Origin of the sequence: Pseudomonas sp. WS 5078, assembly GCF_012985745.1 — a bacterium.
Lineage (GTDB): Bacteria > Pseudomonadota > Gammaproteobacteria > Pseudomonadales > Pseudomonadaceae > Aquipseudomonas > Aquipseudomonas lundensis_A.
Map to the genome: position 1 here is coordinate 458,743 of NZ_JAAQWX010000001.1, position 13,312 is coordinate 472,054.

Consider the following 13,312-nt stretch of genomic DNA (forward strand, 5'->3'; position numbering starts at 1 on the left):
ATCGTTGGCGCGTCATAATGCCCACCGCCTGAAATTACTGCAGAGTCTAGGGAGCCAGCTTGTCTACGCCTGTCGAACCCTTGCGTTTGCTGCTATTGGCCGAAGAGCCTTCTTGGGCAGCGTTGTTGCGCGAGTGTCTGGCGCCCATAAAAACCGTTGCTGTTCTTGTGTGCGCGCCAAATTGGGAGTCGGTCAGTTATCTGTTCGAAAACGACCGCAATGCATTGCTGCTCACAACCCCGGGTCTACAACCCGCACCCGGCCGCTGCCGACTCGCGACGATCCTGCTGCTGGAGGCTGAACCTGACGTCTCGCCGCAAGGTGTCAGCGACTGGTTCGTCGCGCCCAACCTGACGACCGATGTCGTGAGGCGCAGCCTGCGCCATGTGCGCGAGCGCGGTGTGCTCGAACACACCTTGCAGCGCCTGGCCGAAGAAGACCCGCTGACCGGCATCGCCAACCGCCAGGGCTTTCAGACCTTGCTGGCCGTGCGCCTGGCCGAAAGCGAAGGCCGCGGCATCGCCCTCGGGCATCTGGACCTGGACAACTTTCGCCACGCCAATGACGCCCTCGGCCATCAAGCGGGGGATCGCCTGATCCTGCAAGTGGTGGCCCGGCTCAAAAGTCAGCTGGAAGCGGGCGATCAGTTGGCCAGACTGGGCAGCGATGAGTTCGCCTTGTTGATCGATACCCGCCGCGCACCCGAGCGGGCCGAGCAGATCGCTGAACGTATTACCGAAGCGCTGGCCGAGCCTTACTGGATTGACGGCGAAAGCCTGTTGATCGGTTGCAGCCTCGGCATCGCCCATGCGCGGGCCAACGCGGGGGCCGATCCGTTGATGTGGCATGCGCATATCGCCATGCAACAGGCCAAGAGCACGCAAGGCTGTACGTTTCACCTGTTCAATGAACGTATCAACCGCAACGCCCGCAGCCTCGCAGACCTTGAAAGCGAGTTACGCCGCGCCCTGCGCCGCGACGAGCTGGAGCTGCATTATCAGCCGCGCCTGGACTTGGGCACCCGGCAGATTGTCGGCCTTGAAGCGCTGGTGCGCTGGCGTCACGGTGAACGCGGCCTGTTGGCCCCCAGCGAGTTTGTGCCGCTGGCCGAGCAAAGCGGGTTGATCGTGCCCTTGGGCTATTGGGTGATTTCCCGGGCGCTGCGCGACATGCAAGCCCTGCGCGAGCACGGGTTTGCGCCGCTGCACATGGCGGTCAACCTGTCGTTTCGGCAATTTCAGGACAGCCAGTTGCTCTCCACCCTCAGCCGTTTGATTAGCGAGCGCGGGGTGGAGGCGCAGTGGCTGGAATTCGAACTGACGGAGACCGCCGTGATGCGGCGCAGCGACCTGGTCAAGCAGACGATGGATGCGCTGGGGCGGCTCGGCGTGAGGTTCTCGCTGGACGATTTTGGTACTGGTTTCTCTTCCTTCGTGCACCTCAACAGCCTGCCGATTGCTTTGTTGAAGATCGACAAAAGCTTTGTCGGGGGCATGGAAAGTCGCGAAGAGAACCGCAAGCTGGTGCCAGCCATGATCAACCTGGCGCACAACCTCAAGCTGGAAGTGGTCGCTGAAGGGGTCGAAACCCCCGAGCAACTGGCACTGCTGCGCAGCTTTGGCTGCGATCAGGTGCAGGGCTACTACATCAGCAAGCCCTTACCGCTACCTGAACTGGTGACGTTCCTGACCCACGACACGGACAAGAGCCAAGTGGCCTCGCAGTAACATCGCGGGCCACACCCACCCTTACCATTTGATCGCAGCAGATTGCGCACGCCTGAGCATGCGCCGCATCTTCCACTCAAACGCCAGGGTCAGGCTGATGGCGGCGCACGCCAAGCCCAACGCCAGGCCCCACCACACACCTGCCGGGCCCCAGTCGAAGGTGAACGCAAGCAACCAGGCCAGCGGCGCGCCAATTGCCCAGTAGCAAAACAGGCCGACCAGAAAGGTCGTACGGGCGTCTTTCAGTCCGCGAATCGCGCCCATGGCGATGGTTTGCGCCCCGTCGAACAGCTCAAACCACGCGGCCACCGCCAGCAGGCTCATCGCCAGTTCGAACACCGGGCGGAACGCCAGGTTGTCGTAGTCCAGCAACAAGCCGACCAATTCCTTGGGCCAGAACCAGAACACCACCGAAAAACACAGCATGGTCACGGCCCCGGAGCCAATCCCGACACGGCCCGCCAGCCGCGCACGCAACAAATCCCCTGCGCCGTAATGCTGGCCGATACGCATAGTGATCGCGTAAGACATGCCTGCCGGAACCATGAACGCGGCAGACACAATTTGCAGTGCAATTTGGTGTGCGGCCAGTTGCGTACTGCCCATGGTGCCCATGCACAAGGCCGCAAAAGCGAACAGCCCGACTTCCACCGCGTAGGTACCGCCAATCGGTAAACCCAGGCGCCACAGTTCGCGCAGGTACGTCATATTAAGCCGCGACAAGCCCTTGCGCAGCGGGTAGGCGTCATAAGCGGGGTGCCGGCGAATATGCCAGGCAAGCCCCAGTGCCATGCCCGTGGCCACAATCGCCGTAACCAGGCCGATGCCCATCAAGCCCAGTTTGGGCAGGCCGAACATGCCGGTAATCAGCGCATAGTTGAGCAGGAAGTTGGCCACAGTGCCGATCACGCTGATGACCATGACCGGCACCGGCCGGCCCATGGCGCTGGTAAAACCGCGCAAGGCCATAAAAGTCATGTAACCGGGCAGCGCAAAGGGCAGCAATAGCAGGAACTGGCCAGCCATTTCGACGTTGCTCGGGGTTTGCCCGAACAGCAACAACACCGGCTTGATGTTCCACAGGATCAGCGCAGCCCCCAACGCCAGCGCCCACGCCAGCCAGACGCCTGCCTGCGTGAGGCGGGTAGCACCTTCGATGTCACCCGCGCCCTGACGGATCGACACCAGCGTGCCCACGGAGGCAATTACCCCCAGGCAGAAGATCGACACGAACGAATAGCTGGCTGCCCCCAGACTGCCGCCGGCAAGCGCTTCAGGGCTCAGGCGCGCCATCATCAGGGTGTCGGTGAGGACCATCAGCATGTGCGCCAACTGCGAAGCAATCAGCGGCCCAGCCAACCGCATGATGGCCCGGAGTTCGATACGTGCAGAATGCTGTTTGGTCATCGGCTTGAATTCTTAAGATACGTTGAAAGGCTGGATTCTCGGCGCCTTCAGTGATTTAAGCAAAGGGATAAAAACGATCCATGGCATGATTAAAACTCATGCCAAATACCTTTTTGTCAGTCTGATCCTGTCGCATACATGGAATCCTCCTCATGTCTCGTAGTTTGCCTGCGCTCTATGCCTTGCGCGCCTTTGAAGCGGCCGCGCGTCACAGCTCATTCACCCGTGCAGCGGATGAGCTGTCGATCACCCAAAGCGCCGTCAGCCGTCACATCAAAACATTGGAGGCGCACTTCGCCTGCCGCTTGTTCCAGCGCAACGGCCGCACGCTGCAACTGACCGAAGCTGCACGTTTGCTGGTGCCGGGCGTGCGCGAAGGGTTCCTCGCACTGGAACGCGCCTGCACCACCTTGCGCGCTGAAGATGACATCTTGCGCATGAAGGCCCCGTCGACCCTGACCATGCGCTGGCTGCTGTCCCGGCTCAGCCGCTTCCGTCATTTGCAGGCCGGTAACGAAGTGCAACTGACCAGTGCCTGGATGGACATCGACCACGTGAACTTCAATCAGGAGCCGTTTGACTGCGCGGTTTTATTGAGCAACGGCCACTTCCCGCAGGATTGGGAAGCCACCTTATTGTTCCCGGAGATGCTGATTCCAGTGGGCGCCGCCAACCTGATCGACGACCGGCCCTGGGACGTTCAGCGGTTGGCAGGCACGGAATTACTGCACCCCACGCCTGACCGCCGAGACTGGCGCCGCTGGCTGGACTGCCAGGGGCTGACCGGCCAGGTATCGCTCAAGGGCGGCCAGGTGTTCGACACCCTTGAACTGGGGATGATTGCGGCGGCACGCGGGTATGGCATTTCGATGGGGGATCTGCTGATGGTGGCCGAGGACGTGGCACAAGGGCGATTGAGCCTGCCGTTCCCAACCGCCGTGGCCAGCGGCGAGAACTACTACTTGGTGTGGCCAAAAACCCGGCCCGGCGGCGAGCGCTTACGCCGTCTGAGTGACTTCTTGCAGCAAGAAGTCGAGGCCATGGCGCTGCCCGACGTACAGCGGCTGGCGTGAGGCAGGCGCTCGCAGCCGCGTCTACAACAAGGTCATTGGCATTCTGAAACGGCTTGGGTGGCGTTTTTCAAAGCGTTGACCAGGTCACTGGCGTTACGGCTGGAGTAGATGCTGCCGCCCGTATTTTCCGCAATGCAATTGGACAACGAGCTGTCACCGATATTGACCACATTCACCCGCAGCCGTGGTTGTTCGACAGCAATGCGTTGCGCCACTTTGCAGACGTTTTCATTACAGCCGTCGTCGCCGTCCACAAACATCACGATGACCGCATCGCGGTCCCGGCCATTGACCTGGCGGGCTGCCTTTTTCAGGCTGGAGGCCAGCGGCGTGCCTTCGTTGGCGTGCAGCCCCTGAATCCCGGCGATCAATTGCGGACGTTGTGCCGCACTGAAGACCCCGTGGTCCGGCTGGCGGGCACATCCGGCAAAGGTCATCAGCCGCGTGTCGATATCAGGGTGCAAGTTGTTGATGATCCCGGTCAGCGAGGTTTTCGCTACGTCTAGCCGCGTTTGCGGGGCGAAGATTTTCACGGTCCGCGGGTCGTCATCTTCCGGCTGGGGACGGCTCTTGAAGTACCAGTCCTCATCGTCCTTGGTCGCGTTGATGTTGAGGTTCATCGAGCCGGACGTGTCGAGGATCACCACAAACTCGGGCGGCAACTCGTTGCCTGCCGGGGTTTTCGCACGGCACACAGGATGGCTCTGCACCGACAACAGGTTCATCGGCGGCAAGCGCCAATGCCACAACGCCCACAGCAACAGGCCCAGCAGCAGTAACAGTGCCAGCAGCAGCCACGGCCAGAGACGCCGCGTGCGCTGCACCACAACGGGAGCCGCCACCGGGGCAGGGGGCGGGGTCGCCACCGCAGGTTGTGGCTGCAAACCCCAGCGCACCACCACCGGATCGCCGTTGATGCTGTAGAGGTTATTGACGTCGGGCGCACCTATCAGCGTGCGCAAGCTGGCAGCCTGTTCAGGCTGGCCCCGGGTGACCAGCTCGTCGGCCAGTAACCCAAGGGTTTCCTGCCGTTGGCGATAACGTTCCAGCAGCGCCGCTTGCTGCTCTTCGCTCACGTCATGAAAGCGCATGGGCTGGCCGCCCAGTTCGGTCCACCACTCCACCACGTCACCGCTGCCGATGCGCGGGATCGCGTAGACACTCGCCACCGAGGGCGGAAAGTGCTTGAGGATCAGGGCGATTTTGGCTTTTAGCGCGTCCAGTCCTTGTGGCGTGGCGTGCTCGTCCCGGGTAATGCGCTGCATGCGGTGAATTCCTGAAAAAGACGTCGGCAGCCCTTGGCTGCCGACCGGGTGAACCAGAAGGGCTTATTCGTAACCGAGGCTGAATTGCAGCTGGTTGACCTTCTTTTGCAGAGCCTTGAGCTCTTCCTGCTTGGCGGCCAGTTGCTTGGCGTTGCCTGTGCTGGCGGGCTTGGCTTTCGCGGCGTTGAGCTGTTGCTCAAGTGAGGCGATCTGTTGCTGCACCTGCGCTTTGTTGCCGCTGCGGGTCTTGAGCGAAGCCAGCAGTTGACTCAGGGACTGGTTGAGCGCCGCCTGGGACTTCTGCTGCGCCAACAGATCGGTACGTGACACCGCCTGCTGCGCGGCAATGTCCTGGTACACCTGATGGAACATCGCGTTTTCTTGTTGGGATTTGGCCAGCGCCGCCTCGTTCTGGCGGATTTGCTCGCTGTAGCCGCCGCCCGCGTCGCAGTTCACCTTGGTGAACAGGCTCGCATCGCGGTTTGAGGCATCGCATTCACCCGGCTGGGTGGCGCAACCGGACATCACCAGCAACGCGCCAACCCCTAGCATCAATCGTACGTTCATGGTTTCAACCCAAGGTGATCGCGGAACGCTGGCTGTACAAGCCATCGACTTCTTTTTGCAGGCTGGCCACTTTCTCGTTCATCTTCGAAATATTGGCGTCGATCTGCTTCAATTCGGGGGCATTACCCTGGGCACGCTCGACTTTCACCACGTCGCTGTAGCCGGCGACTTTGGTCTGCATATTTTTGACTTCGCTGCGCAGCTGATCAATGTTGCTGTCGATCGCGGCAATCTGCTTTTGCGCCTGAGCCTTGTCGATTTTTTTGCTCGCCAGGTCGCGCTTGATCTGGGCGATTTGCGCCTTGTCATCGTTGATGACTTGTTGAGCCGTTGCGGTGCGCGTGACGACCTTTTGCGTGTCCAGCTGCACGTCGCTGTTGTACTTCTGCAAGCGCTGGGTGGTGTTGGCGTATTCGCTACGACGTTGATCGACGTAATAGTTGGCCCCCATCGCCACCCCACACGCCGCCACGCCTGCAGCGATCATGCACACTGCTTTATTCCCGGAGTTGGTCAACGCACAGGTCAACACCGCAGCCCCCGCGCCCATGGCGCAGGCCTGATAGCCGGACTTGCTGAAAAACTCGGCATCAGTGCCCTGGGTCAGGCGCGGATCGGGTGCCGGGGCGCCCGCCCCCAACATGCCACTGCCGGTGCTGGCGCAACCGGTCAGCAGCAAGCTGCCCGTGAGCATAAAACTGACCAGTAATTTGGAAGAGGACCACAGGCTGCGCATCATCGTTTTTCTCCTTGTTGAAGCGGTTTTCAGGGCTTATTGGGTGACGGACTTGCAGCTGCTCAGCCAGGCGTCAGTGTCGATCTTCTGCTTTTGCAGGTAGGTCTTCTGATTGGCCCAGTGGGTGCGCAGGTACGGCTTGAGTTCTTGCAGCTGTTTGTTCTGGTTGATGATTTCTTCCATCACCGGCACTTGCGGCTCAAGCAGCGGCTGGCCGTACAAGGACGCGGACTCCACCAGGCTGCTGGCGTAGTAGCGGCTGAGCTTGTGCAGACGGTCCTTTTGCTCGTCGAGCTTGCCCTTGCGCATGTCGCAGCTCGGGTCTTTGTCGTCGGATTCGCAATTGAGCGCGTAGTTTTTCTGCAAGAAGTCCAGGTAACGGCCGTCATCAAGCATCTTGGTGCACAGGAACGCGCCAAGGTTGAGGCTGGCGCGAATGGCTTGGTCGCGGGTTTCTTCCTGCTGCTGATTGCTGGCGCGCAACTGGTTTTCCAGCGCTTGCAGCTTCTCTTTGAGGGCTTTGTCTTCCACGGCGGAGGCGAGGCTGTTCAATTCCTGAACCGTGCCTTTGTCCTGCGATTTGTCCCCTTCCTGGGCGCCGGTGCCGAGCTTTTTCCAACTCTTCTCGATGCTGCCCACGCGCTCGCGGGAGGTCAGGGTCGGTGACACCAGCACCAGCCGCAGGCCGGTGGTTTTGTTTTTTACCTGGCCGTCGGCGTTGTAGTAAGGCTCTTCCTTACGCAGCGCCGTGCGCAGGTCCGCCTGTGGCGTCAGGTAGTTGCCACCGCGCACCACGTAGCCACCGGCCTGACCGTGCTGGCGGTCCAGTTTGTTCAGGCGGAACGGTTCAAACATCATTTCGTCGGCGTTGCCGAGCATGTCGTGCAGGCCCAACGGGTTGGGCTTTTGCAGCCCCGTAAGTTGCAGCTTGCCGTTGGACGACTGCGCGCCGCCAAACCATTCGTAGGCGTTCAGGCCGTCAGGCATCGGGTAGCGCGTGTCGCTAAACTCGGCCGCGCCAACCTCCAACCCGCCACGGGCTGCGAATTCCCATTCGGTTTCGGTAGGCACGCGCAGGAAGCCCAGCGCGCCATCTTCTTTCGGGAGTTTGTCGGCGGCATTTTTACGCAACCACAGGTTGTATTGGTCAGCGGCGTCGATCGCCTGCACCCAACTCACCGAAACGTGCGGCAGGCGCAGTTTGTTCGACGGGGCCGGGCAGGTCTCGGCGGTCAGCGCCTGATACTGCAACTGGCTCATCTCGTACTTGGCCATCAAGTAGTAACGCGACTTGTCGCTCTTGCCGCCGGTGAAGCTGCCAGCAATGAATGCCGGTCGCTTCTGCTCGACATACCCCCAGTCCGGGCTGTCCTGACCAATATTGATCGGGTAATCGTCCAGCGGGCCGGTGACCGGGATGAACACCTTGCGAAACACCATCGAGCCGTCGCACGGCATCGGCAAGACCACGTCACTGGCGTCGGGCGCAGGGTTGAAATACTTCTCGTCCCAGCCTGCCGCCGAAGCATCAAGCAGGTAACCGAAGCTCAGGGATGCGAGCAACACAACACGTTTATAGCTCACGCAAACTCTCCGCAGGTTGGATGCTGATGGCCCGCAGCGCACCGATCACGGCGACCAGTGCAGCGACCAACAGTGCAATCAGCAGGGCAGCCAGCCCGTGCCAGACAGTGATGTGACAAACAAAGGTGCCCGTGGCCTGGCTGCTGCCGAGCAGGTGGTCGAACAGCACGCTGCCGATGCCATAAAAAGCCAGGCCACCGGCATAACCCACAAGGCTCAACAGCAGCGCCTGGACGATGACAAACCCCGCCACCGCCGGGCTGCTGAAGCCGAGCAACCGCAGCACGGCGAGGCTTTTGCGCTTGCGGTCGATGTTGGCCAGAAACGCGCCAATCATCGAGGCAATGCAGCCGATCAGCGCCGCCCCGGCGATCACACCGAAAATCAGCCCCAGTACGTGGTTGATGGCTTTGACGTTGTCGATATCGGCCAGACGGCTGGCGGTTTCGATGTTCTGCCCGTTCAACCAGCGCTCCAGCGGCGCAACGCCATCCACGTCGCGGGCGTACACCCGGGCCCTGGCGTACAGCGGTTGCAGGTTGCCTTGCGGTTTGCCGGTGTCGAGGCCGAACGCGGGCACCTGATAACCGTCGCGAAAACGCTCCAGCGCCAGCAGCAGGGGCGGCGCGACAAACCCTGCGGCCCGGCCGAAGCGGGCAGCATCGAGCACCGCGACCACCTGCAAAGTCAGTTCGCCACGTTCATTGATACCGTCCAGACGACGGGTTGCGCGCAAACGCACGCTGTCACCGACCTTGGCCTGCAAGCGTTGCGCGGCGCGATCGCTGAGGATTACTTGCTGCCCGCCAAGGCTGATCTGCGGCACGTTGAGCAATGGGTCTGCGGCCTCACTGGGGATGATCTCCGCGTTTTCGACAAACCGCTGCATGCCCATCAGCAAGTCGGCCTGCGTATTAAGCGAACGGGTCTGGCCGATGGCAAAGCCGACCTCGGGCTGCTGGCGCAAACGCTCGATCCAGGCCGTGTCGTAGTTGCCACTGCTGAGCATTTTCACTTCGAGGTTGCGCGGGTCGCTGAGCAGTTCGTTCTGCAACTGGCTGACCACGCCATGCTTGAGGCCGAACAACAGCAACAGCGGCGCAATCACCGCCACCAGCGAGGCGGCGATGCAGAACGACACTTTGCGGTCATGCCAGAGGTCGTCGACCGCTAGCTTGCCGAGCAGGCCGAGACGGCTAATCCATAGCTTCAAACAGCGTTTCTCCCTGACGGCTGATCGCGCCCAGATGCGGCAAGCCGAAGTCGCGCACCAGCGCCCAATCGTGGGACACCACCAGCGCGCTCAAGCCCAGTTCGTTGACCAGACTCAGCAACAATTCAAACAAGCGCCGGGCGCTGTGGGGGTCGAGCGCAGCGGTCGGTTCGTCAGCCAGCAACACCTGCGGCTCATGGGCGATGGCCCGCACGCACGCCACACGCTGGCGCTCGCCGATGGACAAGGCCTGCGGCAGTTTGTCGAGCAAGCCGTTAAGGCGCAGCGCCTGCACGGCACGGTCCACCTGCGCGCTCTCAGCAGGCATGCCGAGCAGGCGGCGGGGCAGGCTGATGTTGTCGCGCACGCTCAAGAACGGCAGCAAGCCGCCGCTTTGCAGGATGAAACCCAAGTGCCGCGAGCGCACGGCCGCCAGGCGGGACTGATCATTCGCGGCTAGCATCTGCGCGATGTCCAGTGAAGCCGTCGCCGGGCCGAGGTGAAAGCGGCCCAGTTCCACGGGTTGCAACAGCAAGCCGATGGCTTCCAGCAAGGTGCTTTTGCCGCAACCGCTTTCGCCGGTGATGGCCAGAATGTCGCCGGGCTTGACCTGCAATGTCGGCAAACGCACGTTGTGCGCCTGTGCGCCGCTGCCACGGCGCACCCACATGTTCTGAATATCGAGCATGGGCGCCCCGTTAAGGCATCATTTCCAGCGGCACCGGGTACACGTTGTCCCGCGCATCGCTGTCTTTGGCCAAGGCTACCCAGCGGTCCACGTCCGCGTTGTAACGCTGGTAGTGGCGCAGCTTGGTGCTCAAGTTACGAATGAAGCGTTCTTGCGCCAGACCGTCCCAGCTCTTCCAGGTTTCTTCGTCCAGGTTGAGCACTTCGCTCTGGTACGGCAGATCTTCGAGGTACTCACCGAGTACGCCCATGTCCGCCAGTTTGGCGGTGCCGTTCTGTTTGAGCTGGTTGGGGTCGGCGCCCATGGTCGCGGCCACTGAACGCAGGCGATCGAACATGTCCGTTGGCGAGATCAGCCCCTCGTTGGCCGCGTCCAGAATCTGCTTCATCACGTCGCTCAAATCGCTGAGCTGGGCTTTGGTCAGCAACACCCGCACATCGGTGGTAGGGATGTTTTGCTTGATCAGGTCACGATCCGTGATCCACGCCTGAAACACGGGCGGCGCCTGGCTATTGGTTTTTTCACCCAGATACGCCAGTTGCATGGCATGGCCAATCAAGGCCGCGTCATCAAGCATTTGCTGTTCGGCCGGGTCTTTCTGAGCCGTCACATCCTGTTTGGCATTCAACGCGCTGCCAATGGCGTCTTCACCCATGTAGGCGGCCTTGACCTGCGCGGTGATGGCACCGGCGAGGGCATCGACCTTCTGGCCAAACGCCTGCACATCACCGGCATTGACCGGGTAGTACAGCGACGTATTGGTACCGGGGTAGGTCGACAAGTTCTGGTACTGCGCCTCGGCCTTGCCGTGATCTTTGATCCCGGCCGGGGTTTTCAGGTGCAAGGTGTAAATCGCCACGCCGGGGTTGGCCGCTTCAAGGCGAACTTGATCGGCACTGAGCCCGGTGCTGCTGAGTTTGTCATCACCCTCGAGTGCACCCGCATCGGTAATCAACACCACATAACGTGCGCCGAACTGCGACCAGTCGACTTGCTCGATGCTGTGCATCACGCCTGCATACGCGTCTTCGTCGAAGCTTTTGCTGGAAACCTTAGCCTGTTTGAGGTCAGCGACCTTGGCCAAAAAGTCTTCACTGCCGGTGACCTTGTTTGGGTCGGCGTACATTTTGGTGACGTACTCCAGCCCCGGCACCGCTTTGGTGTTGGAGCGAAACGCCACCAGACCGAATTTGACCTGGTTGCCCAGGTTTTCGCTTTCGATCTGTTTGTACACCTTGCGAATCGCTTCGCGGGTGCGGTCGATGTAGGGGTCCATCGAGATGGTGGAGTCGATCACAAACACCACGGCCGCGCTGAACTCTTTCAACTGGCTGGCTTTCGCTGCGCCCGCCTCGGCGGCGTTGGCCGCAGCGGCTTGCACCGGCTTGTCTTCGGCCTTGCTCACCGACGCCACGTTGAGCAACCGCGTGCGGAAGCCTTCTTCGGTCATCACTTCCTCGCCGCTCAACACGGGCAGCAGGTAGAACTGCTTGTGCAGGTCGACGAAGTATTCAGGCTCTTGGGCCAGCACACCCGGCGCCAGCGTGCCCTGTTTGAGCTTGGCCCGCAGCGGCGCCACTTTGCTTACCGGATCCGGCGCATCGAGGATGCCCTCAAGCATGGCGCGGTCTTTGAAAAACATCAGGCGGTCACGGTTGGCCGGGTTGGTGAAGGCCAGCGTGAGCTGCATTTTCCAGTCGGTGGTGCAACTGGCTGGTAGCCAGCCGATGGTTTTGCCATAGCTGTCAGGGCCGACCTTGAGCCACTCTGCGTTGGCAGCCTGCGCACGCTCGTACACGTAAAAACGACTGAACGTGGGCTGCGCGGCGCCTGCTTGACCTCCCGCGCTGCTGCTGAGGGTGCAGCCCGGGGTGGTCAGTACGCGCTGGAACAGGGTTTTCTTGCCTTCCTGAATCAGCGGCTTGTCATCGGCGTGGGCCAGCGAGCTGCCCATGCACAGGGCCAGCAGGGCGCTGGCGGCCAAAGCAAAACGGCTCACGGCTTCAACTCCTCAAAGCGCGCCTTGGCGTCGGCATTGTCCGGGTCCTGGCTGAGAATGGTTTCGTACCAGTACGCCGCCGTGGCTTTGTCCGGCTCAGCAAAGCAGGTGCTGGCCTGATGGAATTTCGGGTCGTACTCGTGGGCATAGGCCGTGGCGATTTGCAGATCACCGGCCTGAGCACGGTTGGCGTACAGCCGCTGGGCCACGCCGCAGTGGTTATTGGCCTTGGCGACGTTGATGATTTCCAGCAGCTCAGCGCTGCCTGGCGCTTTTTTGATACACGTTTGCACAAACGTCAGCTCGGGCAAGGTGCTCATGCTGTCCAGCGTGCACGCTTCGGCGCCGGGGGGTACAGGTGCGGGTTCAGGCGTTTGCACCACGGGTTTGTCACCAGTCGGTGCTTCGGCCGCAGGGGTTTTGTTCAACCACCACCAGGCGCCCACCGCAATGGCTGCCAGCACCACCAGGGCGATGATCAAAGGCAGCACCCAGGCTTTCTTGCGAGGCGCAGCAGGTGCAGGCGGTACCGGAGCAGGCTCTGGCTCGGGCTCCGGTGTAACAGGCTCAACCACCGGTTCCGGTTCCGGCTCGGCCGCTGGCACCGGCTCTGCAGGGACTGCCGGTGCCCGTGGAGCGGCCAGTTCGCCGGTGTCTTTGTGCTCAGGCAGTTTTTCTTCGGTGTTCGCGGAGGACGGTTGCAAACCGACGGCCGGTTTAAGTACCCCACGGTCGCTGTACCCGCCGCCGCCCTGCTCGCGCAGTTCGATCATGAACTGGGCATTGGCCCCGCCTTCAAGTACCGGGTCGATCAGTTGCGGGCCGACCACGGTTTCCAAGTCTTCTTCGCTGGCACCCACGCTAAAGTGCGCGACCTTGAACCAGTACGGGCTGTTGCTCCAGTGCTGGTCGCCCTGAAGGAAGTGGCCGTCCTGATTGCGCTGGATGGAAAACTCCAGGCACTCATGGCCGCCTTGCCATTTTTTGACCGACAGACAGCCCTGGCCAGCGATATGGGGTTGCAGCTTGAACAAGTCGACTCGAATTGGCATT

11 protein-coding genes are annotated in these 13,312 nt (G+C 61.4%); 2 read left to right on the plus strand and 9 right to left on the minus strand.

Features of this window, described 5'->3' with window-relative positions; genetic code table 11:
• Positions 1 to 59: 59 nt before the first annotated feature.
• On the plus strand, positions 60 to 1,727 hold the full coding sequence (locus tag HBN68_RS02175) for a bifunctional diguanylate cyclase/phosphodiesterase (RefSeq protein ID WP_094991837.1): 1,668 nt from the start codon (positions 60 to 62) through the stop codon (positions 1,725 to 1,727).
• 21 nt (positions 1,728 to 1,748) lie between these two features.
• Here the strand turns inward: HBN68_RS02175 and HBN68_RS02180 are convergent, their stop codons facing one another.
• Positions 1,749 to 3,134 (minus strand): NorM family multidrug efflux MATE transporter, encoded by a 1,386-nt coding sequence (locus HBN68_RS02180; protein ID WP_094991838.1) that lies wholly within the window; start codon positions 3,132 to 3,134, stop codon positions 1,749 to 1,751.
• 152 nt (positions 3,135 to 3,286) lie between these two features.
• On the opposite strand from HBN68_RS02180, the gene HBN68_RS02185 reads away from it, so the two are divergent.
• Positions 3,287 to 4,207 carry a LysR substrate-binding domain-containing protein gene (locus tag HBN68_RS02185; protein ID WP_094991839.1) on the plus strand — a complete coding sequence of 307 codons (921 nt, stop codon included), beginning with the start codon at positions 3,287 to 3,289 and terminating at the stop codon, positions 4,205 to 4,207.
• Positions 4,208 to 4,239: 32 nt separating this feature from the next.
• On the opposite strand, the gene HBN68_RS02190 is transcribed toward HBN68_RS02185, so the two are convergent.
• The 8 genes from HBN68_RS02190 to HBN68_RS02225 all read right to left on the minus strand — a co-directional run bounded on the left by HBN68_RS02190 (position 4,240) and on the right by HBN68_RS02225 (position 13,311).
• Complete coding sequence (locus HBN68_RS02190) at positions 4,240 to 5,472, minus strand: VWA domain-containing protein (RefSeq protein WP_169962382.1); 1,233 nt, start codon at positions 5,470 to 5,472, stop codon at positions 4,240 to 4,242.
• A gap of 63 nt (positions 5,473 to 5,535) precedes the next feature.
• Positions 5,536 to 6,039 (minus strand): hypothetical protein, encoded by a 504-nt coding sequence (locus HBN68_RS02195; RefSeq protein WP_169962384.1) that lies wholly within the window; start codon positions 6,037 to 6,039, stop codon positions 5,536 to 5,538.
• A 4-nt stretch (positions 6,040 to 6,043) separates the two neighbouring features.
• On the minus strand, positions 6,044 to 6,778 hold the full coding sequence (locus HBN68_RS02200; RefSeq protein WP_169962386.1) for a hypothetical protein: 735 nt from the start codon (positions 6,776 to 6,778) through the stop codon (positions 6,044 to 6,046).
• Positions 6,779 to 6,811: 33 nt separating this feature from the next.
• Positions 6,812 to 8,359, minus strand: coding sequence for an SUMF1/EgtB/PvdO family nonheme iron enzyme (locus HBN68_RS02205; protein ID WP_169962397.1), 1,548 nt, complete (start codon positions 8,357 to 8,359; stop codon positions 6,812 to 6,814).
• Positions 8,349 to 9,572, minus strand: a complete 1,224-nt coding sequence (locus HBN68_RS02210) for an ABC transporter permease (protein ID WP_094991844.1) — start codon at positions 9,570 to 9,572, stop codon at positions 8,349 to 8,351. Before HBN68_RS02210 ends, HBN68_RS02205 begins: the two co-directional genes overlap by 11 nt.
• A complete protein-coding gene (locus tag HBN68_RS02215; protein ID WP_169962399.1) occupies positions 9,556 to 10,260 on the minus strand; it encodes an ABC transporter ATP-binding protein in 705 nt (234 codons plus the stop codon). Before HBN68_RS02215 ends, HBN68_RS02210 begins: the two co-directional genes overlap by 17 nt.
• A 10-nt stretch (positions 10,261 to 10,270) precedes the next feature.
• The gene (locus HBN68_RS02220; RefSeq protein ID WP_169962561.1) at positions 10,271 to 12,214 is read right to left on the minus strand and encodes a vWA domain-containing protein; all 1,944 of its coding nucleotides are present in this window, start codon (positions 12,212 to 12,214) and stop codon (positions 10,271 to 10,273) included.
• Positions 12,215 to 12,255: 41 nt separating this feature from the next.
• Positions 12,256 to 13,311: a hypothetical protein gene (locus HBN68_RS02225; protein ID WP_169962401.1), complete on the minus strand. Its 1,056-nt coding sequence runs from the start codon at positions 13,309 to 13,311 to the stop codon at positions 12,256 to 12,258.
• Position 13,312: the final 1 nt, after the last annotated feature.